Origin of the sequence: Aliarcobacter skirrowii CCUG 10374 (assembly GCF_003544835.1) — a bacterium.
Taxonomy (GTDB): Bacteria; Campylobacterota; Campylobacteria; order Campylobacterales; family Arcobacteraceae; genus Aliarcobacter; species Aliarcobacter skirrowii.
Window position 1 is genome coordinate 1,061,513 of sequence record NZ_CP032099.1, and the last position, 22,603, is coordinate 1,084,115.

The 22,603-nt window shown below is 26.3% G+C and carries 25 protein-coding genes; 5 read left to right on the forward strand and 20 right to left on the reverse strand.

The genetic code is table 11. From position 1 onward, the window contains the following. Nucleotides 1-51: 51 nt before the first annotated feature. Together ASKIR_RS05565 and ASKIR_RS05570 are read right to left on the reverse strand one after the other, a co-directional pair. Nucleotides 52-2,262: a tetratricopeptide repeat protein gene (locus ASKIR_RS05565; protein ID WP_066161222.1), complete on the reverse strand. Its 2,211-nt coding sequence runs from the start codon at nt 2,260-2,262 to the stop codon at nt 52-54. Next, a complete protein-coding gene (locus ASKIR_RS05570) occupies nt 2,262-2,825 on the reverse strand; it encodes a gamma-glutamylcyclotransferase (protein WP_066351193.1) in 564 nt (187 codons plus the stop codon). Before ASKIR_RS05570 ends, ASKIR_RS05565 begins: the two co-directional genes overlap by 1 nt. A 138-nt stretch (nt 2,826-2,963) precedes the next feature. Between ASKIR_RS05570 and ASKIR_RS05575 the strand changes: the two genes are divergently transcribed. After that, complete coding sequence (locus ASKIR_RS05575; protein ID WP_066351192.1) at nt 2,964-4,244, forward strand: (Fe-S)-binding protein; 1,281 nt, start codon at nt 2,964-2,966, stop codon at nt 4,242-4,244. Between the two features lies 1 nt (nt 4,245). After that, entirely contained in the window at nt 4,246-5,064 is an 819-nt protein-coding gene (gene lgt, locus ASKIR_RS05580; protein ID WP_066161219.1) for a prolipoprotein diacylglyceryl transferase, read from the forward strand. Nucleotides 5,065-5,066: 2 nt separating this feature from the next. Here lgt and ASKIR_RS05585 read toward each other — a convergent pair whose 3' ends face one another. The 9 genes from ASKIR_RS05585 to ribA form a co-directional block, all read right to left on the reverse strand. Next, the gene (locus tag ASKIR_RS05585; protein WP_066161218.1) at nt 5,067-5,264 is read right to left on the reverse strand and encodes a hypothetical protein; all 198 of its coding nucleotides are present in this window, start codon (nt 5,262-5,264) and stop codon (nt 5,067-5,069) included. Between the two features lie 8 nt (nt 5,265-5,272). Next, nucleotides 5,273-5,956, reverse strand: a complete 684-nt coding sequence (locus ASKIR_RS05590) for a response regulator transcription factor (RefSeq protein ID WP_066351188.1) — start codon at nt 5,954-5,956, stop codon at nt 5,273-5,275. 63 nt (nt 5,957-6,019) lie between these two features. Then, nucleotides 6,020-8,557, reverse strand: a complete 2,538-nt coding sequence (locus ASKIR_RS05595; RefSeq protein ID WP_066351186.1) for a methyl-accepting chemotaxis protein — start codon at nt 8,555-8,557, stop codon at nt 6,020-6,022. A gap of 28 nt (nt 8,558-8,585) precedes the next feature. Continuing rightward, complete coding sequence (glyS, locus tag ASKIR_RS05600) at nt 8,586-10,601, reverse strand: glycine--tRNA ligase subunit beta (protein WP_066351185.1); 2,016 nt, start codon at nt 10,599-10,601, stop codon at nt 8,586-8,588. Then, entirely contained in the window at nt 10,594-10,752 is a 159-nt protein-coding gene (locus ASKIR_RS10265; RefSeq protein WP_164698883.1) for a hypothetical protein, read from the reverse strand. The genes glyS and ASKIR_RS10265 overlap by 8 nt, the downstream gene beginning before the upstream one ends. Beyond that, complete coding sequence (locus ASKIR_RS05605) at nt 10,749-11,129, reverse strand: hypothetical protein (RefSeq protein ID WP_066351184.1); 381 nt, start codon at nt 11,127-11,129, stop codon at nt 10,749-10,751. Before ASKIR_RS05605 ends, ASKIR_RS10265 begins: the two co-directional genes overlap by 4 nt. A 2-nt stretch (nt 11,130-11,131) precedes the next feature. After that, on the reverse strand, nt 11,132-11,338 hold the full coding sequence (locus ASKIR_RS05610) for a PP0621 family protein (RefSeq protein WP_066161214.1): 207 nt from the start codon (nt 11,336-11,338) through the stop codon (nt 11,132-11,134). A gap of 3 nt (nt 11,339-11,341) precedes the next feature. Further along, nucleotides 11,342-11,923, reverse strand: coding sequence for a 16S rRNA (guanine(527)-N(7))-methyltransferase RsmG (gene rsmG / locus ASKIR_RS05615; protein WP_066351182.1), 582 nt, complete (start codon nt 11,921-11,923; stop codon nt 11,342-11,344). Beyond that, a complete protein-coding gene (gene ribA, locus ASKIR_RS05620; protein ID WP_066161212.1) occupies nt 11,920-12,495 on the reverse strand; it encodes a GTP cyclohydrolase II in 576 nt (191 codons plus the stop codon). The genes rsmG and ribA overlap by 4 nt, the downstream gene beginning before the upstream one ends. A gap of 59 nt (nt 12,496-12,554) precedes the next feature. Between ribA and hemB the strand changes: the two genes are divergently transcribed. The 3 genes from hemB to ASKIR_RS05635 are packed head-to-tail and all read left to right on the forward strand — an operon-like array spanning nt 12,555 to nt 15,269. Then, a complete protein-coding gene (gene hemB / locus ASKIR_RS05625; RefSeq protein ID WP_066351321.1) occupies nt 12,555-13,529 on the forward strand; it encodes a porphobilinogen synthase in 975 nt (324 codons plus the stop codon). A 1-nt stretch (nt 13,530) separates the two neighbouring features. Next, nucleotides 13,531-14,613: a PAS domain-containing sensor histidine kinase gene (locus ASKIR_RS05630; RefSeq protein ID WP_066351181.1), complete on the forward strand. Its 1,083-nt coding sequence runs from the start codon at nt 13,531-13,533 to the stop codon at nt 14,611-14,613. Beyond that, on the forward strand, nt 14,610-15,269 hold the full coding sequence (locus tag ASKIR_RS05635) for a response regulator transcription factor (protein ID WP_066351179.1): 660 nt from the start codon (nt 14,610-14,612) through the stop codon (nt 15,267-15,269). The genes ASKIR_RS05630 and ASKIR_RS05635 overlap by 4 nt, the downstream gene beginning before the upstream one ends. Nucleotides 15,270-15,286: 17 nt before the next feature. Here the strand turns inward: ASKIR_RS05635 and galE are convergent, their stop codons facing one another. The 9 genes from galE to ASKIR_RS05680 form a co-directional block, all read right to left on the reverse strand. Next, the gene (gene galE / locus ASKIR_RS05640) at nt 15,287-16,342 is read right to left on the reverse strand and encodes a UDP-glucose 4-epimerase GalE (protein WP_115588345.1); all 1,056 of its coding nucleotides are present in this window, start codon (nt 16,340-16,342) and stop codon (nt 15,287-15,289) included. A gap of 29 nt (nt 16,343-16,371) precedes the next feature. Next, complete coding sequence (locus tag ASKIR_RS05645) at nt 16,372-16,704, reverse strand: type II toxin-antitoxin system PemK/MazF family toxin (protein ID WP_115588344.1); 333 nt, start codon at nt 16,702-16,704, stop codon at nt 16,372-16,374. After that, the gene (locus ASKIR_RS05650; RefSeq protein ID WP_066175799.1) at nt 16,705-16,947 is read right to left on the reverse strand and encodes a hypothetical protein; all 243 of its coding nucleotides are present in this window, start codon (nt 16,945-16,947) and stop codon (nt 16,705-16,707) included. 65 nt (nt 16,948-17,012) lie between these two features. Continuing rightward, complete coding sequence (locus ASKIR_RS05655) at nt 17,013-17,939, reverse strand: sugar transferase (RefSeq protein WP_115588343.1); 927 nt, start codon at nt 17,937-17,939, stop codon at nt 17,013-17,015. Between the two features lie 213 nt (nt 17,940-18,152). Continuing rightward, the gene (locus ASKIR_RS05660) at nt 18,153-18,371 is read right to left on the reverse strand and encodes a helix-turn-helix domain-containing protein (RefSeq protein ID WP_066351173.1); all 219 of its coding nucleotides are present in this window, start codon (nt 18,369-18,371) and stop codon (nt 18,153-18,155) included. Continuing rightward, nucleotides 18,340-19,545: a type II toxin-antitoxin system HipA family toxin gene (locus tag ASKIR_RS05665; RefSeq protein WP_115588342.1), complete on the reverse strand. Its 1,206-nt coding sequence runs from the start codon at nt 19,543-19,545 to the stop codon at nt 18,340-18,342. Before ASKIR_RS05665 ends, ASKIR_RS05660 begins: the two co-directional genes overlap by 32 nt. A gap of 154 nt (nt 19,546-19,699) precedes the next feature. After that, complete coding sequence (locus tag ASKIR_RS05670; RefSeq protein ID WP_206731237.1) at nt 19,700-20,599, reverse strand: glycosyltransferase; 900 nt, start codon at nt 20,597-20,599, stop codon at nt 19,700-19,702. Next, on the reverse strand, nt 20,592-21,527 hold the full coding sequence (locus ASKIR_RS05675; protein ID WP_115588340.1) for a glycosyltransferase family 2 protein: 936 nt from the start codon (nt 21,525-21,527) through the stop codon (nt 20,592-20,594). The genes ASKIR_RS05670 and ASKIR_RS05675 overlap by 8 nt, the downstream gene beginning before the upstream one ends. 33 nt (nt 21,528-21,560) lie before the next feature. Beyond that, nucleotides 21,561-22,601 carry a glycosyltransferase WbsX family protein gene (locus ASKIR_RS05680; RefSeq protein ID WP_115588339.1) on the reverse strand — a complete coding sequence of 347 codons (1,041 nt, stop codon included), beginning with the start codon at nt 22,599-22,601 and terminating at the stop codon, nt 21,561-21,563. Between the last annotated feature and the right edge of the window lie 2 nt (nt 22,602-22,603).

Consider the following 22,603-nt stretch of genomic DNA (forward strand, 5'->3'; position numbering starts at 1 on the left):
ATTTTAAAAGATTATTACTAATTTTTGTATATATATTTAAAAAGTAACATTCTATAAAAAATCTAACTTTTCTATTTTATTATTTTTTATAAATTGATTATAAATATGCCTCATCTGTTTTAATTCACTCTCTTTAAAAATAGAGATATTTTTTTTAAGTTTATCTACAACATCTTTTGTATCAAGCTGTAATAAACTTTTTGCAATATAATTTTCTATTAAAACCATTCCTAATCTTTTTATAGATTTTGTATATTCCAAAATTTCAAGAGCCTCATTTGTCTTTATTAAAACAATATTACAAAGTTCTTTATCAAAAATATTTGAGATTTTATATAAAATATTTAATGCATAATTATGTAAAACAACTGGCATTTCATCTCTATCTCCAACAGACTCTTTTAAATTCAATCCAATTTTTCCAAAATTTATAGCCTTGTTTATAGTTTCATCATTTTTATTTACATCTAAAATATACTTAAATCTATAAGATATTGCCATATTTACAAAAGTTGCTCCATACTCAAAAGGTCCTAAAGCTGGTATTGCTAAACATTTTTTATAAAAATTTATAGCATCATCATAGTTCTCTTCCCATTCACAAAGATTTGCTTTGATATTGTAAAAATGCCACAACCATAAAGGAACATTGTCTTCATTGTGAGAAAAAAGTAGTTTTTCTAGTGTTTCTAAAGATTCTATTGCCTCTTGTTTTAAAGTAGCATTTCTTTGAGAAATTATAATCCAAGCGGCTTTTCTTTGATAATATCTTACTTCAATATCTGATGGTCTATGATTTTTACCAAGTTTTAGCTCTTTTGGTAAACTATTATATGCTTGTTCAAAATGCCCCATTCTTTCATATAAAGAGCATATATTTAATATATATTTATTTGGATTAATCTCGTATAAATACTTATTTAAAAGTATCGCTTGTTCAAAATATCCACTTCTTTCAAATAAAAATGCCAAATCATTTAATGTACTTATTGATAATTTTCTATAATAAGATTTTGAAGAGTTTTCGAAACTATTAATATCGCTTGAATCAAACATAAATCCAGCTATTTCAAACCAATAATCATTTATTAATTCATATTGTTGTTTATCTTTGATTGAGATTATAAACTTTTCTAATATTTTAATAACTCTTTTTTCATCTAAAACTAAATCTTTAACATAGTAATATAAAATTAAAAGAGAGATTGGATTTTCAAATTTTAAAACACAATCTTCAAGATGATTTCTCAAATATTGAGATAACTCTTTTTTTTGTGATTTTAAATCCTTAAATTTTACACTATTTGTAAAAAATATTTGTAAAGATTTTTCTTGAGATAAAAAATTAAAATCTTCAAAACTTCTATTTATAAAACTTTGGAAACCAAAACCTAAATGATTTTCATCTTCAGATTTAATAAAATTTTTTCCACAATATTCAAAAAGTTCCAAAGATGTAAATATCTTTTTATCTTTACTTTTAACAATTTTTGTAGAGCAAAGTTGCAGCAAAGAGTAAAAAATTTGCTCTTTTTGTGATAATAAAACATCAATATTTGATTTTTTTTCTATCTTATCATTTTTAACTATTTTTATATTTTTTACACCTATATTTTCAAGATTTTTTTGAATAACTTGAACTTTATCAGACCTTACATAAAAATATATATTTTCAAATCTATTTAAAATAATATTTACAAAAATAGACCAAAGCCAGTGATTTTGCTCCTCTAAGTCAAAGTTATATAGATGAATTTCTGATTTTATATCAAAGTTTGAATAAGCTAATTTTAATCGCTTTGCTTTTCTAATATCTTTATTAAACCATGAGTTAATCAAGTTTTTTAGTTCATTTCCTTCTGAATCCAAAATTTTTGGCATAAATAGAAGAGATAAAAATAAAAAAATCACAAATCCTAAAGATATATAATCTTTTAATTCAAAACTACTTGGGGTTTCAAGAACTATTTTTTTTAAAAAATCTTCATAAATTGAGATTGTTAAAAATGCAATTAAAATTATAAATACTGAGATAAATGAGATAGTTAAAGGAATAAATCTTTTATTTACAAAATAGGAAAAAGTTCTATTTTTGCCAATCAAACTATTTATATCTTCTTCAAATTTATCCAAAGAGTCATTTTCACAATATGTTATATTTAAACTATTTTTTTCTTTAGAAATTGAGCTATCTTCTTTTTTTTCTCTTCTGTTTTGTGATAATTTTGATGTGACAATAAAATAATTTATATTTTTATTCATTATAATCTCTTACTATTTTTTGCAGCTTGATTTTGAATTGGATCACTAAAAGTATAAATACCCTCTTTTATTTCAAATGGAAAATTAGAAAATATATCTTCAAAGTTATCTTGAAACTCTTTTGAGAAATTTTCAACTCCCCCTTTTACAATTTCGATATATCTTGAAGGAATAAAACAGTTTTCTTGTCCAATTTTTGCTATTTTATCATCTTTAGTTGTCATAAAAGCTATTAAATCTTCATCTAAATTTTGATTAAAAATATTCTCTTTTTTTATAGTTATACAACTATAATTTTTCTCTCTTAATTTCAAAACTTCAAACTCTTCTTCACTTATTTTTATCATAACTCCAAAAATATAAGAGTTTTCATCTTTTTGTATATTTAAAAAGACACCATTTACAAGCTCTTTTTCAAAATAAATAGACTCAATAGAGTTCCAAACTCTTTTATATCCTTTTATTTTTACTGGAATTAAATCTTCTTTTTTAAGCTCTCTATTTTTAAATGAATTTTGAGCACTTTTTATATTTACTAACGAACCAAATCCAAACAAATACATATAAAACCTTTCATATATAAATTCATAAATAGTATCGTTTTTTAATTTAAGAGCTTATATATTGCCTATTTAACACTTTTTAACCATTTTTTGAGTATATTAATCCTTTTATTATAAAATTTTTAAGGCTTTTTTAAAATGAATAAATTTGATTATACAAAGATATCTGATGATTGTATTAAATGTGGAAAGTGTAAACCTGTATGTACAATATTTAATATAAATCAAGATGAAGCAACAAGTCCTAGAGGATTTATAGACCTTTTGGGAGCTTATAAAAGAGATGAGCTTGAGCTAGATAAAACGGCTAAAGAGATATTTGAATCATGTTTTTTATGTACAAACTGTGTTGAAGTTTGTCCAAATGATTTACCAACTGATATGATTATTGAGCAAGTAAGAAGTGATATTGCCAAAAAGTTTGGAATAGCTTGGTATAAAAGATTGTTCTTCTTCCTTTTAAGACATAGAAAAATTATGGATTTTATGTCAAAACTAGGATATATGTTTCAAACATGTGCTATTAAAATAGATGAAAAAACAAAAAGTGCAACTCCTAGATTTAGCCTTCCTATTGTAAAAAAAGATAGAGCCCTGCCATATGCAGATAGCATTAGTTTTTTAAATAAATATCCTGAAAATATGAAGTTTAGTGTTGAAGATAAAAGAAAAAAAGTTGCTATTTTTATTGGTTGTATGAGTAACTACACTTATACAAATACAGGAGATAGTTTAGTAAAAATTCTTAAAAAACTAAAATATGATGTATTTATTCCAAAAAAACAGTTGTGCTGTGGAGCACCTGCATATTTTACAGGTGCTTTTGATACAGTTGATTATCTAACTAAAAAAAATATTGAATATTTTGAATCTTGGATAGATGATGTTGAAGCTGTTATTATTCCAGAAGCTACATGTAGTGCAATGATAAATAAAGATTGGGAACACTACTTACATGACCAACCAGAGTGGAAACAAAGAGCTGTTAAACTATCTAAAAAAATATTTTTAGCAACAAAATGGCTAGAAAATAGTACAGAGTTAAAAGATATATTGTCAAAAAGTGGTAAAAAAATTGATCAAATGGTAACTTATCACGACCCTTGTCATGCAAAAAAGATGCAAAATGTTTGGAAAGAGCCAAGAGAACTTTTAAAACAAAACTATATTTTAAAAGAGATGAGTGATTCAAATAGATGTTGTGGATTTGGTGGAGTTACTATGCAAACAGAAAAATTTAGTTTTGCAAGAGCAGCAGGTGCTCCAAAAGCAGCAATGATAAGAGATAGCAAGGCTCAAATAGTAAGTGCTGAGTGTAGTGCTTGCAGAATGCAAATAACAGATAGTTTATATCATGCAAATGTTGATGTGGTATTTAAAAATCCAATTGAGTTAATTGCTGAAGCTTTAGAAGATTAATATGGAATTTTGGCAAAATATATACTCACAATTTGATCCTGTAGCTTTTAGAATTGGTGAGATTGCAGTTCATTGGTATGGAATAATGTATGCATTAGCACTTTTAAGTGCTATATTTATTGCAAAGTGGTTTATAAAATATGACAAAATAAATATTAGCCAAGATATTTTTGATTCATATATTTGGTGGGCTGAAATTGGTGTTATTTTAGGTGCAAGAATTGGATATATCCTATTTTATGATCCAAATACAACTTACTACTTAACAAATCCTTGGCAGATATTTAATCCTTATGTAAATGGTGTTTATGTTGGAATTGCTGGTATGAGTTATCATGGAGCATTTATTGGATTTATTATAGCTTCACTTCTATTTTGTAGAAGAAAAAATATTAATTTTTGGTTTATAACAGATATTTCTGTTTTAGGAATTAGTGCTGCTTATGTATTTGGTAGAATTGGAAACTTCTTTAATCAAGAGCTTGTAGGAAGAGTTACAGATGTTCCTTGGGCAATTTATGTTGATGGGATTTTGCGACACCCTTCTCAGTTATATGAAGCCTTTTTAGAAGGAGTTTTAGTATTTTTAATACTTGTTTATTTTAGAAATAGAAAAAAATTTGATGGTCAATTAGCTTTAATGTATGGAATTTTCTATACTATTGCAAGAATTATTGCAGAGTTTTATAGAGAACCAGATTGGCAATTAGGATTTTTAGCTGGAAATTGGCTAACTATGGGAATGTTACAATCGTTTGGAATTTTATTTATATGTTTAGCTATATATTATATGAAATTAAAAGTAGTGCTAAAAAAATAGCCCTACTTTGTATCTTTTTTTGGAACAATCTTAAAAAATTCGGCTTTTGTTAAATCTTGTAAGAACTTTGGTTCAATTTTATGCAAAGCAATAATATCAACTCTTTTATCATTGTAAAGCCAAGATTTACCTGTATCTTTTAGAGTCTCCTCTTTAAAAAGTTTTACCAAATCTTGCTTACTTAAAATTAGCTCTTCCAAATTTATCCTTATTTTGAATAATGAGTTAAATCTATTGTATATCCTCTACCTGAATGATTTTTAATTATTGAGTAGTAAGTTTTTAATCTTATTTTATTTACAATATTTCTCATAGTAAAAATTGACATTTTTTTACCTTTCCAAACCTCTTTTTGAACTAAATCATAATCAGTAACTTCATCTAATCTACTAATTAAAAGTTTCAAAAATCCTTTTTCAAGTCTTGTAAACTCAATCATATTATTTGATTTATCAAAGAATTGATCTTTGTATCTATCAAAATATATTCCCTCAGCTAATTTAAATTTATCAGATCTTTGAGTCTGGTTTAAACACATTAAAACTGATATTAGTATAGAAGATACTGGACAAGATTTTAAAATATATGTATAAGCTTTTAAATTTATAGCTTTTTCTATACTATCTTGAGAATCACTCTTGCTTATTACAATAATTGGAACAAATGCTAATTTTTTTTGTATAAGTTGAATAATATTATCCAAAAAAATAGCATTTTGATCAAAATCAAGAACAATAATATCGCAATTTTCCAAATCTATTGTATTTGAAAATAATTTATTATTTAATATAATTAGTTCTTTAAATTTGTCTTTAAAGCCCTCTTTTATTTGCTCATCTTCGCTTATAAAAAGGACTTTTGCATTTTTATTTTGTCTAACTGCTTTTTTCATTTTCTTCTCTTATGTATAATTTTTTATAAATAATAACAAAAACAATATTAATATAAACAAAATTTAAGAGGCACAGTTTACCTCTCTTACTTTATTTAACATATCAAATACAATTTTAGTATTCTCTTCAATTTGAACAGCTACATCAAAAATCTCTTCATTTGAAGCTTTTTTTGCATATAAATCTACAGTATCTTGAACCAATGAGTGAACACTGTTATGAGCTTTTGTTAAAATTTCCCACTCTTTTGTTTTTGCAAAATCTCTATGCTCATTCTCTCTCATCCATTTTCCAAGGTTGCACTCTTTTGAAGTTGCAACTGTAAATTTATTTCCTACATTACATTTTGCAAAGTTAATATTTTTGAAATTAATATGATCTGATTTTAGTTTATTAATATTTACAATCATATTTGAATCACAAATTCTGCTACTTGCACTCTTATCAAAACTTGTTTGACTTATTGTTTGATCTAAACTAACAGCAAGTTGTGCAGTCTGTTTTGCCATCTCATTAATACTTGAAGCTAAGTTAGCATTTTGTTGTGTTGCTTGATCCAAACTATTTACAGTATCATTTATCTGAGCCATAGCTTGTTGCTGCTCTCTTGTTGCTGTTGCTACATCTTCAATTAATTTTATAGTTACATCGATATTTGAATTTAGCTCATTGTATCCATTTATCATATTTGTAGTGCTATTTTTACCCTCTTTAGCTTTTAAAGTCGCATTTTCAACAATATTTTTAATCTCATTTGCAGCTTCTGCACTTCTGCTTGCAAGATTTCGCACCTCTTGAGCAACAACTGCAAAACCTTTTCCAGCTTCTCCAGCAGTTGCTGCTTCAACAGCTGCGTTTAGACTTAAGATATTTGTTTGGAATGCTATTTGATCAATTACACTAATTGCTTCATTTATTGCCATAACCTGATCGTTAATCTCATCCATTGAAATAGCTGTTTTTTGTGCTAACTCTTTTCCAATAGCTGTAGATTTTGTAACATTTTGTGCATATTGAGCCATTTTTGTTGCATTTTCACTACTTCTTTCAATAGTTGCTGCAATCTCTTCAATAGCAGCAGCAGTCTCTTCAAGACTTGCAGCTTGAATATTTGATGATTCACTTAAATTTGAAGATGCAATTGACAACTCTTTTGAACTATCATTTAAATCTAAATTTGATTTATAAATTAGACACATAATTTCATTTATACTTGATTGTGTAACTCTTACTCCATTTACTAATGATGAGATAATTCCTGAAGTATTCTCTATATTTTTAATATTGTAATCATACTGTGCATTTGATAAAGCAATAATTGCATCATTTACAACCAATAAATTTGATTGAGTTTTTTCAATCATTTTGTTTATCTCTTTAACTAAAGAGTTTACTCTATTTGAGTTTGCAACTCCTACAACTTTATCATTTAACAATCCAGCATTAACTTTTTCTATAACTTTTTTTGTCTCATCAATAACAATTTGATCTTGAATATGACCTTTTTCGATTGAATCTAAATATCTATTAAAACTAGTTACAACATCTCCTATTTCATCATTTGATATAACTTCTATTCTACTTTCAACTGATGATGTATGAGTTATTTGGTCAATAGTTTTTTTAAGACTCAAAATAGGATTTAAAATACCTATTTTCATATTTATCAAAGATGCTATCATTGTAACTAATAAAGCAAGAACTAAAATAATTAAAGCAACATATACTATTTTTGAAGCTTGTTCTATTGCACTTTGAACACTACTTATAGGTTCTGCTAAAAGAGTAATACCTAATTTTTTACCTTGAAAATCAACAACATTATCATATGTATAAAAATATTTTTTTGATACCAAATAACCATCTTTTAATAACTTATCAAAATCTATTGTTTTTGCATCTGCTAAAAAATCTTCATTAACAAATTTTTGAGAAATCAAATATTTATTTATAACTTTTTTATCATCATATTTAGCTGTCGCTAAGGCTGTATCCATTAGAAGTAGATATGCTTTACCCTCTTTATCAAAATCAATAGCAACAGAGTTTAATCCTTGCATAAACTCTAAAGAACCCACATGAACACCATCTTTTAAAACAGGAACCACAGATCTTAACTCCAAACCTGCATTTCCAATCTCAAAACCATTTACAACTTTTTTTGTTTTATTTACTTCAACAACACTTGCTCTAAATGAACTTAAATCATCTCCATGATTTTTTTGATTCCAAGATCTTAAAAATGAGTGATTATCTTTTGTATGAATATGGATTTTAATATTTTTAAATGGTGTTGACTCTTTCATTTTCAAACCAAGTAAATCAACAGATTTTACAACAGTATCTCTATCTGCATATAGTAATCCACTTTGAAGATTTGAATCATTTGCAATAGATATTGCATTTGAGATTCCAACATCAAGTTTTGAACCAACTCTAATATCTTTTAAGTTTTTTAAGCTTTTTACAACATCAGATTGAACTTCATCTTCTAGGCTGTTTTTATAACTATTTAAAACTAAATATCCAACAATTAAAGCAATAACTGTAACAACAGCGCTTATAATTGTAAACTTTAAACCAATCCCAAATCTATTCATATTTTACTCTCCCTTGTATCTTTTAATATTATATTGTAATCTCTTTAATATCAGCTATATTTCTAAATCCTAAATATACTTGTGATATTAAATTTTTTCTATTTGTTTTGATTTTTTCATCTTCATGATTTACAAAAACTTTTTCAAAAAAGTTATCAAGATTTGATTTTAATGAGAAAAGTGCATCAAGCTCTTCTTCAAAACTATCAAATTTTTTATCTTTGATTTTTGAATAATTTGCAAAAAGAGTTTTTTCTTCATCTTGCTCAAAAAGTCTCTCATCTACACTTAAATTACTATTTAAATCAACATCTTTAACAATATTTGCAACTCTTTTAAATGTAGCACTATACTCTTTAAAACTATCACTTTCTACTATTGGATTTAAAGCCTCTACTTTTTGGAAAATTTTATATATATTTGACTCTTTACTAGCTAAAACTGCTTTTAAAACTGTTGGATTTACATCAAAAATTTTAAATAGTCTATCATTGAAAAAATCTAATAAAACTTTTATATCAAGATTTTTATAATTTACTTTTAAATCTTCTACTATAGTTTTAAAATCAATATTAAGTTTATGCTCAATAGCAATTCTTACTATTCCAAAAGCTGCTCGTCTTAGAGCAAATGGATCTTTTGAACCTGTTGGAATTTTTCCAACACTAAACAAAGCCATAAGATTATCAATCTTATTTGACATTGCAACTATTGAAGAGAAAATAGAGCTTGGAAGCTCACTATTTTCACCAGTTGGAAGGTATTGCTCTTTTAATGCTAAACTAATTTTTTCATCATTTTTTGCAATTTTTGAGTAGTAATACCCCATAAGTCCTTGAAGTTCTGTAAACTCATAAACCATCTCACTCATTAAATCAGCTTTTGAAAGCATTACTGCTTTTTGAATTAGTTCAACTTCATTTACACCTAGTTTATTTGCTAAATAAGATGCTATTTTTGCTTCTCTTTCACATTTATCATAAACAGTTCCTAAACCTTCAACAAAAACAAGTTTTTTTAACCCTTCATTTGATAAACCATTTTTAATATCATTTTTATAAAAAAACATTGCATCTGCAAGTCTAGGTCTTAAAACCTTCTCATTTCCAGCAATTATATATCCAAAATCATCTGTGAGAGCATTTGAAACAACTATAAAACTGTTTGTAAGTTTTCCATCTTTATAAACTGCAAAATATCTTTGATTTGCCTTCATAGATGTAACAATAACTTCAGGTGGAAGAGTTAAAAACTCCTCATCAAATTTACCAATCAAAGCTGTTGGATACTCTGTAATTGCAACAACTTCATCTAAAAGTTCCATATCAAGCTCAATTTGAATATTGTGTTTAATCTCAATCTCTTTTAACTGCTTAAGAATCTTCTCTCTTCTTTCATCTTGATATAAAATAACACCATATTTATCAAGTTTACAAAAATAATCACCAACATCATTAAAAACAAATGGCTCATAAGATTGCATTCTATGACCATAAGATATATTTGAAGAATCAACTCCAAAAAGTTGTGCAGGAATAATCTCATTTTCAAGCATAACGCTTAAAAATCTAATTGGTCTTATAAAGCTATCACTTCTGCTTCCCCAACGCATAGATTTACCAAAATTAAGAGTTGATATAAACTCATTTATCATAGAGTTTAAAAGCTCTTTTGACTCTAATCCTTTAATTTGTTGTTTATAATATAAAACTTCACCTTTTCCAAAATCTTTAAACTCTAACTCATCTACACTTACACCACACTTTTGAGCAAAACTTTGTGCTGCTTTTGTAAAAGAGCCATCTTTAAAAGCTATAGCTTTTGGAGCTCCAATATTTTCAGCCTCAATATCATCTTGTTTTACTTTAAACTCTCTATGCCATAAAACTAATCTTCTTGGAGTATAAAAAAGTTCAAAATTGCAAAGTAAACTATTTTTTTCTAAAATAGATTGCCATTTTTTTTCAATATTTGGAAGCTCTTGTAAAAATGGAATAGCTGGTAACTCTTCAACTCCAATCTCAATCAAAAGTGGTTTAAGCATCGTTTTTTTCCTTATCTTGGTTTTTATTTTTCTCTATTTCTTCAAGTTTATCTGTATATTTTTTTATCTGTTGTCTGTTGAAATTTATCACAAACATTGCAAGCATAAAAATAAAAAGAGTTAAAACTATAAAATCTAATATCTCTTTCAATTTTTATCCTTCAAAACTTCACTATAAATAGCTCCATCAATCTCTTCATTTGCAATATCTTCAAGCTCATCACTTGTATCAATCAAAGCTAGAATTTTTGTATCAAACATATAATTATCTGCTATTTTTTGCATCTTTTTTGCTAAATCTTGAGTACAAACAGCATATTTTGCATTAAAACTATTTGCATAAATCCCCTCTTTTATTGTTTTTATAGATACAAAAAAGTTCAAATTTTGCTTTTTGCAATATTTTAAAAGCTCTTCATCAAAATCAAAAAAAAGTAGTGAATTAGAAGCTGTATTTTTTATATCTTCAATAGAAGAGATTATAAAAAACTCTTCAAAAGGAACTAAACTATCACCAATTATCTTCATAATTAACCTCTTTTATTTAAACACTCTTTTGAGCAATAAAACTTTCCATTTGACAAAATAGCCTCTTTTGAAGATACAAAAGTGCTACAAGTTGGGCATTCAACCATCTCATCGCTAATTAAGTTTTGATCTTTTTTTCTACTCTTTTTAAAAAATATTAAATATATTAAAAAAAGCACTAGTGCAACAAATATTATTTTATAAATCATCTTTTATTCCTTTATGTACAAATAGTTTCTATCATCTTTGCAAACTACTTTATAGTTTTTTATTTTTGCCTCTTTTAGCTCATTTTCTAGCATACTACCTTTATAAAAAAGATATGAGCTAGACTCTTTTTTTATATTTTGTGTTAGATTTAAAAGTAAATTTGTATTTGTAACAGCTCTACTTGTTATTAAATCGACTTTTAAATCTTCAAGCTCTTCAACTCTTTTTTGTAAGATTGTCAAATTTTTTAGCCCTAAAGTAGCTTTTACAATATTTAAAAAAGCAACTCTTTTTGATCTTGGCTCAATCAAATATGCCTCTTTATCTTTTTTTGCAATTGCAATTATAAGACCTGGATATCCAGCTCCTGTTCCAATATCTGCAAAGCTTTTAAAATCTTCTATAAAACTCAAAGGGTATAAAGAGTCTAAGATATTTTCATAAATAGTTTGATCATCTAAATTTCCACTAAGATTATGAACCCTGCCCCACTTTTTTAAAAGCTGTACAAAAGTTTCGATATCTTTATAAAAGCTATCTTCATAGATTAGACTATTTTTTTCAAGTAAAGATTTTAAACTCAAATTAGATGTCCCATCTTCTCTTTTTTTGTAGATAAATATAGTTCGTTGTATTTATTTGATTTTATAATTGCTGGAATTCTCTCAACAATCTCAACTCCCAAAGACTCAACATATTTTAGTTTTACTGGGTTGTTTGTGATTAGTTTTAGTTTTTTTATTCCTAAATTTTCAAAAATATATCCAACAACTCTATAATCTCTCTCATCCTCTTTGAAGCCTAACTCAACATTTGCCTCAATTGTATTTCTTCCTTTGTCTTGCAGTGCATAAGCATTTACTTTATTTACAAGACCTATATTTCTGCCCTCTTGTCTGTGATAAATTACCAATCCACCATTTTTTGCAATAAATTTCAAAGATAGATCTAATTGGTTTTGGCAATCACACTTTAAACTTCCCAAAGTATCGCCCGTAAGGCACTCTGAGTGAATTCTTACAAATGGAGTTTCTAAAGTTTCAAAATCTAAACTCATTATTGCTAAATGCTCTTGATGTCCATCTTTGTATGCTTTTATTCTAAAATTTCCATATTTTGTAGGAAGGTTTGCTATATTTGATTCAATTATATTCATTTGTATTTAAACCTTTAACTGTTAAAATCGCAAGATTATATCCAAAAGAGGTAAATATTATGTTTAAACGATTTAGAAGATTAAGATTAAATGAGACTTTAAGAAATTTAGTTCAAGAGACAACAATTTGTAAAGATGATTTTATATATCCACTGTTTGTAAGAGAAGGAAAAGGTATTAAAACTGAAGTTTCTTCAATGCCAGGTGTATTTCAAATGAGTATTGATGAGATTTTAAAAGAGTGTGAATATTTGCAAAAAATAGGTTTGAACTCTATTATTCTTTTTGCTATTCCAGATATTAAAGATTCAGTTGGAAGTGAGTGTTTATGTGATGAGAGTATAATTGCACGAACAATAAAAGCAATAAAAGAGAAATATCCAAATATGTTTGTAGTTACAGATTTATGTTTTTGTGAATATACAGATCATGGGCATTGTGGAATACTTGATCCCAAATCTCAAAGTGTTCACAATGATAAAACTCTTGAAATATCAGCCCTTCAAGCACTAGTTCATGCAAGAGCAGGAGCTGATATGATTGCACCATCTGGAATGATGGATGGAATTATTACAACACTTAGAAGTGCTTTAGATGAAAATGGTTTTAAAGATTTACCTATTATGGCTTATTCAACAAAATTTGCAAGTGGTTATTATGGACCATTTAGAGATGTAGCTGAATCAACTCCAAGCTTTGGTGATAGAAGAACATATCAAATGAATGTGGCAAATAGACTTGAAGCTATTAGTGAATCACTTGAAGATGAAAAAGAAGGTGCAGATATTTTAATGGTAAAACCAGCTTTAGCATTTTTGGATATTGTAAGAGATATTAAAAATGAGACAAAACTTCCTTTATGTGTTTATAATGTAAGTGGTGAGTATGCTATGTTAAAACATGCAGGACTTGCTGGACTTATTGATTATGAAAGAGTTATGATGGAGACTATGATTGCATTTAAGCGAGCTGGAGCAAATATAATAATTTCATATCATGCAAAAGAGGTTTGTGAGATTTTAAATAGAAAGTAAAATGAACAACTACCAAAAAGCAATAGAAAACTCAAATATAGTATCAAAAACAGATCTAAATGGAATCATAACTTTTGTAAATGATGAGTTTTGTAAACTTTTTGGTTTTAAAAAAGATGAGCTTATTGGTAAAAATCACAATATTGTAAGGCATCCAGATACACCAAAAGAGAATTTTCAAGCTCTTTGGGAGACAATTTTAGATAAAAAAGTATATAAAGCTACCGTTAAAAATCTATCAAAAGATAAAAAAGATATATATTTAAATACAACTATTGTTCCTATTTTAGATGAAAAAGAGGAAAATATTGTAGAGTTTGTAGCTATAAGATATGATATTACAAATGAAGTATTGCTTCAAAAAGAGCTTGAAGAGAGACAAAAAATTCTTTTTTTGCAATCAAGAATGGCAAGTTTAGGGCAAATGTTGGCAAATATTGCTCACCAATGGAGACAACCTTTAACTCAATTAAATCTAAGTTTATATAATCTAAAAAAATCTTTTGAAAAGCAAAACAAAAAAGAGTTTAAAGATTTTTATAGCAACTCAAAAAACCTAATCTTGGGTATGTCAAATACTATTGAAGATTTTACAAACTTCTTTTCTCCACAAAAACAAAAAGAGATTTTTTTATTAAACATCTCTATAAATGAGGCTTTGAAGATTTTAAATGAAATTTTTAAAGATGAGAAAATAGATATCAAATTTGATATTACAAAAGATTTAGAGATTTTTGGAGTAAAAAATGAACTAACGCAAGTTTTACTAAATATACTTTCAAATGCCAAAGATGCTTTTGTACAAAATGGTATTAAAAATAGAGAATTGTGTATAAAAACATATAAAAAAGATGATTTTATATATCTTGAAATAGTTGATAATGCTCTTGGAATAAATGATGAGATAAAAGATAAAATGTATGAGCCATATTTTACTACAAAACACCAAAGTAGCGGAACTGGTCTTGGATTGTTTATATCTAAAATTATTATAGAAAATAGTTTTGAAGGTGAAATTTCTAACACAAATACCCAAAATGGTTCAAAATTTGAACTAAAATTTCCAATAAAGTTTGAAGTATGAAAAATCTAAAAGTTTTGATTGTGGAAGATGAGATAGATTTAGCAAATTTGATAAAATCTTCAATAAAAGAGCTATTTTTTAAAGTTGTAATTGCAAAAGATGGCTTAGAGGCTATAAAAAAATTTGATAGCTTCAAACCTGATATTATAATAAGTGATATTATGATGCCAAATTTAAATGGCTTAGAGATGAGCAAAAAAATAAAAGAGAAATATAGTGAAACTCCTATTGTGATTTTAAGTGCTCATAGTCACAAAGAGATGCTTTTGGAAGCTATTGATTTGGGAATTTCAAAATATTTTATAAAGCCTTTTGATATTGAAGAGTTTATTGAGTATTTAAAAGAGTTATCAAAAAAGATAAATAAAAACAAATCTATAAAATTAAAAGATAATTTTATCTTTGATTTCAACAATTTATCTTTGTATCAAAATGATATTTTGGTAAATCTTACAAAAAGAGAGAGGCAGTTTTTAGCTCTTTTGATTGAAAATAAAAACTCATATGTAACTACTTTTGATATTAAAAAAACTCTTTGGGAAAATGAGATTGTAAGTGATGAGAGGCTTAGAACTTTTATTAAAAGATTAAGAGCCAAAACCTCAAAAGAGCTTATAGAAAATGTCTCTTCTTGTGGATATATGGTGTTATTTTAATATTCATATATTCTTCACTATTTGCCATACCCTTTCGGATTTTTACTTTGCCAATTCCAGCTAGATTTACACATATCTTCTAAATTATGTTTTGCTTCCCATCCTAAAATCTCTTTTGCTTTTTGTGAGTTTGAGTAGCAAGTAGCAATATCCCCTGCTCTTCTAGGAACTAATTTATAAGGTATTTTTTGTCCACTTGCTTTTTCAAAAGCTTTTATCATATCTAAAACACTATATCCAGTTCCTGTTCCAATATTTAAAATAAGTGGAAATGAGACCTTAGTCTCATCTTTTTTATTTACAGGGACTAAAGTCCCTGTTCCAAAAAGATATTCTATAGCTTTTACATGAGCATTTGCCAAATCAACTACATGGATATAATCTCTTACTCCCGTACCATCTTTTGTTTCATAATCACTTCCAAATACACTTAGCTCTTTTAATTTACCAACAGCAACTTGAGAGATATATGGCATAAGATTATTTGGTATTCCATTTGGATTTTCACCTATAAGTCCACTTTCATGTGCACCAACTGGATTAAAATATCTTAAAATAGCAATTTTAAAGCTATTATCACTTATATATAAATCCTCTAATATTCTTTCAATCATATATTTACTAGTTCCATATGGATTTGTAGTAGCTCCAACATCAAAGCTCTCATCTATTGGACAGCTTTTTGGATTTCCATATACTGTTGCACTAGAAGAAAATACTATCTTTTTACAATCAAACTCACGCATCACTTCAAGCAGTTTAATAGTTCCTACAACATTGTTATCATAATATTTTAGTGGTTTTGCAACACTCTCTCCTACAGCTTTTAGTCCAGCAAAGTGAATAACAGAATCTATGCTATATGTTTTAAAAACTTTTCTCAAAGCTTTTTTATCTCGTATATCACCTTTTACAAATTTAACTTTTGCTCCTGTTATTTTTTTTACTCTTTTTAGAGCCTCTTTTGAAGAGTTTGACAAATTGTCATAAACTACAAAATCAAAGTTTGCTTTTTTTAGTTCTATTAAAGTGTGAGTTGCTATATAACCTGCTCCGCCTGTGATAAGTATCATTTTGTTTCCTTTTTTGTAATCTCTTAATTTTATATTTTTTCAAATCTATTACAAAGTATTTGTAAAATTTTTTCTTGTGTTTTTAAACTAGAGATAGTTGTCAGTTTTTTTACCAATCTTTCTTTAGAAATAGTTCTTATTTGTTGGCATAAAAGAATTGATGGTTTTTCTAATTCATGTTCTAAAAAAAGTTCATTTGGATATACTTTTCTTCCATTTTTCAATGAAGTTATTGGAATAATAGTTAAAATATCTAAAATATTTTCATATTCATTTGATATTATTAAAACTGGTCTTGTACCTTTTTGCTCTTTTCCTAAAGTAGGATTTAAATCTGCTAGATAAATATCATATTGTTGCATCTATTTTTCTTCAAAATCAACATATTTAAAATCATTTTCTATATCTTCCATATCTTTAAGATAAAGTTTATCTTTAGAGGCTTCTATCATAGCTTTTTTATACTGTTCTTTTTTGTTTTTTTCAATAAGAAGCTCCAATGAAGTAGAAACTAATTCAGAAAAAGAACTATATTTTTCTGTAATTTTAGAAGATATTAACATATTATATAAATTATCATTTATTGTTACTGTTTTTCTTAACATTTTAAACTCCTTTATGATTATAATTCATACATTTTATCATACTAAATTAAGAATAAAATTAAATTCTACAAACCTTTTTTACCTAAAACCACCAAAATAGTTTTGTAAATAATCTTTATATCCAACCAAATGCTGTAGTGTTTTATATAGTACAAATCATACATAAGCTTTTGTTTTGCATCTTCAACACCAGCTCCATATGGATACATAACCTGAGCCCAACCTGTAATTCCAGGTCGTACAAGATGTCTTTCATTGTAGTATGGAATCTCTTTTTCAAACTGCTCTATCCAAAATTTTCTCTCAGGTCTTGGACCAATTAGATGCATATCTCCTTTTAGTACATTTAGCATTTGAGGAAGTTCATCTATTCTTGTTTTTCTCATAATCTCACCCCAAGGAAAAACCCTAGGGTCATTTTGACATGCAAATTGTGCACCACAAACTTCTGCATCTAGTCTCATACTTCTATACTTGATACACTTAAACTCTTTATTGTTTATTCCAACTCTTTCTTGCTTGAACATACTAGTTCCTGGGGATTCTTTTTTGATTCTTCTTCTTGAATATGCCATGATAGGAAAAGTAAAAGCATATAAACAAAAAATTCCTAAAAAATCCATAACTCTTTTCATAGAGTATTCAAAAATATTAAAAGGCTTGATATTTTGAAGATAGTTTAAATCTGTGTGATCATCTGGAATATAGCATTTGTGTAGATACTCTTCCATAAACTGCTCTATAGTGATGAGTTTGATATTTCTTTCAAATTGTAAGTTTGTAAGGTATTTTATAACTTCATTTGGTACAGTATATCTTGTATTTAGTACAATAATTTTAACTTTTGTTTTATCTAGCAAACACTTAAGCTCTTCAAGCACTTCAAATGGGTCTCTCTGTGAGTATTTGATAATAAACTGGTTTTTAAACTTTTTATTTAACCTTGATTTTTCAAACTCTGTGAACTTGTATTTTCTACCTAAAACTATCATTTTCTCTTCCCCATAAAATAAAGCTTGATTTTAACTAAAACTATATAAATATATATTTTAAATTTATAAAAATAATAATGATTTTAAAAAATTTCAACAATCTTTTGTAAGTCTCTTAGATATAAATTAGATTTTTTATCATATAGTTTTTTATAAAGTATGTTAATACAAAAGATAGTAAAAGTAAAATTATATATATCATCTATTTTTTCCTTATGTTCTAAATGGATTCGTTGGCTTAATATCTATTTCATAGCCTAAAAGTGAAAGTATTTGATTGATTGTCACTATACTTATATTTGCTATATAGCCATTTTCTAGCTTTGATAAAGTCGCTCTTGAGATACCAGACTGCTCTGCCAATACTTCTTGAGATAATCCCTTTTGTTTTCGTAAATCTTTAATAGTTTTTCCAAGTTCTGATAATATCATTATCAAGCTCCTTTATACTAACTTCTTTAAGTGATAGTTTCCAGCTATCCAATATCATCTTAACAATTTTAAAATCTGGATATTCATTCAAATAGTTTTCAAGCTCATCTATACCCCAAATAAGTGCTTCATAACACTCTTTGTAATATTTGTTTGCTTCACTTTGACTCAATAGGCAACTTTTTTGTCCAAACTTAATAAGTGTATCTTTTGAATGCCATATCTTTTTACCATCAAGCATAAGTGCTGGTTTGTCTTTGTGTATATATACTACAGTATTTACCACATCATATACAGGAGAATAAAAAATATTTTTAAAATCATCATCAAACAACAATCCAAAGTTTTTAAGGTGTGCATCACCATTTTTAAGCAAATAATTCATTACTACAGTTTTATAAAAAGCTATCATAGATTCTTTTTTATTAGTAGTGTAGCTATAGATAATTTTTGCTATTTGCTCATAGCTACCATCATATTTGCTATCTTTGTTTTTATTTAGTAAAGATAATATCTCTTCAAACCCATAAAAACTACCATCATTTTTTAGTGTAAATTTTTCTACTATTAAAAACTTATTGTTTTGTGAAAGTTTTACATTGGCAGTTTTAACTCCTGCTTTTTCAACAGCTTTTAGGCAAAAGTATTCATTGAGAGCTAAGTCTTGATATTCATCTCCCCAAGTTTTGATGATGTATTCTTTGGTATCTATTTTTTCTTTATCTTTTAAAAGTGCTATTGTTTTTGGCTGAACTCCACTAATAGCATTTTTGTTTAAAAAAGTTTGAAGAAGATTATTAAAAGTATCATTTGTATCATTAGATAATATCTCTTCAATATTAAACTCAGGAAACTCTACACTATTTTGCAAATCACTTTTAAACTCTATTCTTGAACTTATATTTGAGCTAAGAAGTGAAAATATAAGATAGTCATCTACCTTTCCATACTCTTTTGATAAAAGATTTTTAAATATATCATACAAATATCCTTCAGGTAAGAAACTCTCCAAAAAAGGTGGAAATTTATAGTCATACAGATATATTTTTTGAGTATTTGGCAATGATAGTGCTATGGAGTTTTTGATATCAAAATTTTTATAGTCTATTATAAAGTTTCTATTATCTTTAATAAATGATGCAACTGCTTTTTGATGGTGAAATATCTCTATCACTTCGCTTCCTTGTATAAATTACTTTGCAATTATACTATAAAAGTTATATTTTGTAAAGTAAATTATACAACTATTCACCATTTATCATTAACTTTATCCCATAAAATAAAGCTTGATTTTAGCTAAAAATTGCTAATAAAGTTAATTATAAAAACTAAAATATTCCAAAAATAAACAAAATGAACAAAAAGATTTTCTCTTTCTTATTTCGTCTAAACTCAAAACTATATTTTAAAAGCAAAAGATTATTTAGATAACTCTTATTTAAAATATATTTAGAAAATTTATATTTATTTTCCAATCTTAAAACTTTTATAATCTTTATTATCTCTTCTCTATACCAACTTGACAAAACTTTTTTAAGTCTTTTTAGTTTGGCTTTCAAACCATCATTTGCTCCAACTTGATTTGAAGTGTGTTGTCTATATCTCATAGATGGTTTTTCATCTATATGCCACTTGTAGTTATTTTCTCTTGCAAATGCATATATAAACCAATCATGAAGTTCTACTTTATTTACTTCTTCCCAATTTTCACAAATAAACTTTTGAAGAAAAATAGCTAAATCTTTTTTTAACACATAAGTACATCCAGGACCAGCTGCCTCAAATATATAATCATATCTAGCTTGTAAGCTTGATTTATTTATAATCATCTCTTTGCCATCTTCCCAAAATGCCAAAACATTGCTAGAGTAAGCATCTATTTGTTTATCTTTTATAGTATTAATAGCTCGGATAAGTTTATCATCATACCAAATATCATCTTGATCTACAAAAGAGATAAAATCGAAAGAACTAAAATCTACATCTCTTATAAGTCTAAAAAAGTTTTTTCCAGCTCCTCCAAATTTTGAACCACTAGGTAGATAAACTATATTTTTAAAATCTTTATAAATATCTTGTAAATATTCAATAGTTTTATCTGTAGATAAATCATCACTTATAAATATAGTAACATCTACTTCTTTTTGATTTAAGATACTATCTACCTGTTCTTTTATATATTTTACTCCATTGTATGAAGCTAATAATACTGCTATTTTTTTATGCACTTTTATCCTTTTTCTTCTTTCTATAATCTCTAAAGATATTTAATATAAATTTTGGAAAAAATAAACCTATAACTAAACATGTTGAAATTATAAAACTTTTTCCAAATACTTTAAAAGAATCTTTTATATAACTATTTAAATTCATATTCATTCTTGCATAAAGTATATGCAATAAAAAAAACTTTATAGAGTACATCTTGAGTTTGAAATAACTATAATTTATTTTATTCAATAACTCTTCATATTTTAAATAATTTTCAAAGTTTATATGACTTGATGCTTCTGCATTATCAATCACATATATTGATGTTTGTTCTGAAGAAAATGCAAATCCTTTATTATTTGCTATTCTTGCCCAAGTTATCATATCTTCAAAATTTTTCATACCAAGTGGAAATAAATTATTATTCATAATATTTTTTTTGACACAAACACTAGATGAATTAATAAAACCATTACTAATCAAAGAAACTTTAAAATAATCGACTATTCCTATATAATTTTCATAATCTGATAATTTTGGAAAAATAAATTTTCCATTTTGGAATTGTTTTGATGCATTGGAAAACATATCAACTTTATCAGAATATATGTCTATCAAATTAACAAAATTTAATAGATGATTTTCTTCCCAATAATCATCTGCATCTAAAAATGCAATATAATCATAAGAAGAATTTTTTACTCCATAATTTCTTGTTGATGAAACACCTGAATTATCTTTATTAAACAATTTAAACTTTTGTTTTATTTCTAAATTTAATTTTTCTATAAAATTTTCTACTACTTCTTTACTATTATCTGTTGAACCATCATTTACAATTACTACTTCATAATCTTGATAATTTTGATTTTTAATTGAATTTAATGTTTTTAATATACACTTGTTTTTATTATATAAAGGTATTACTATAGAAAATCTTATCATTTATTATTCCTAAATATTTTATTCCACAAATTTTTACTTAGCAGTATTTGCTTTTTTTATTACTTCTAACAATTCATTACCAAAAATATCATCTGGTTCTAAAATATTTCCCTCTGCCCATTCATTCCATGATTTTATAAAAATAAACTCATTATTCATATTTAGATTAAATACTTCTTTAACATGATTATCAAATGATTGAACATCAAAATCTTTTAATATAACTCCTCTATTACCATGTCTTGCAGTTGTATCCCATCCTGTGAATATACTAGGAATAAAATTTGGTATTTTTGATAAGTCTTTATACATATCTTTCATCATTTTTTTATATGAATACTTTATTGGTCCAAGAAAAGTCCAAGAGTGGTACCTTACTAACCTTTCAACAATTTTTTGAAATATATTTCTATTTCTAAACATTGCTGTACTATGCATATACGCATCAAAAAGGTTTTTATTTCTTACTTCATCCAAACATTGGTCAGATATGAAATAAAAGCCATTAAACCCATCTTCTATAGCTAATCTGTTTAATGTATCAATAAATAATTCTAAATCTGGAATATCTTGTGGCATAAATATACTCAGTAACAATTTATTATCTTTTTTTATATAATTTGGATTATTAAAATGTGGAGAAAGTGTTTTATAAAAATTTATATAATCCTCTTTCCCTAGATATTTTTGTTCTTTTAAAAGTCTCCAAGTTGATTTATCCCACCAAGAGTGATTTGCCCAAGCAAAACAATATTTTACTTTACTATTTGGCAATAAAAGATGCTCTAATGGTTTTTCTAATAACATTTCACCATTTCCAAACCAATATGTCCAAAAACAAAAACCCTCTAAACCATAATTTGATGCTATTTCATACTGTTTCTCTAGAACTTGAGGATTGCTTAAATCATAATATCCAAGTTCTTCAGATGGTTTTCTAAGTTGATGACCCTTAAAATATGGCTTCCAATTCTTCACTGCTGTCCACTCAGTATAACCTTCTCCCCACCATTCATTATTTTCTTTTATTTCATGAAATTGTGGTAGATGATATGCTATCAATCTTTTTTTCATAT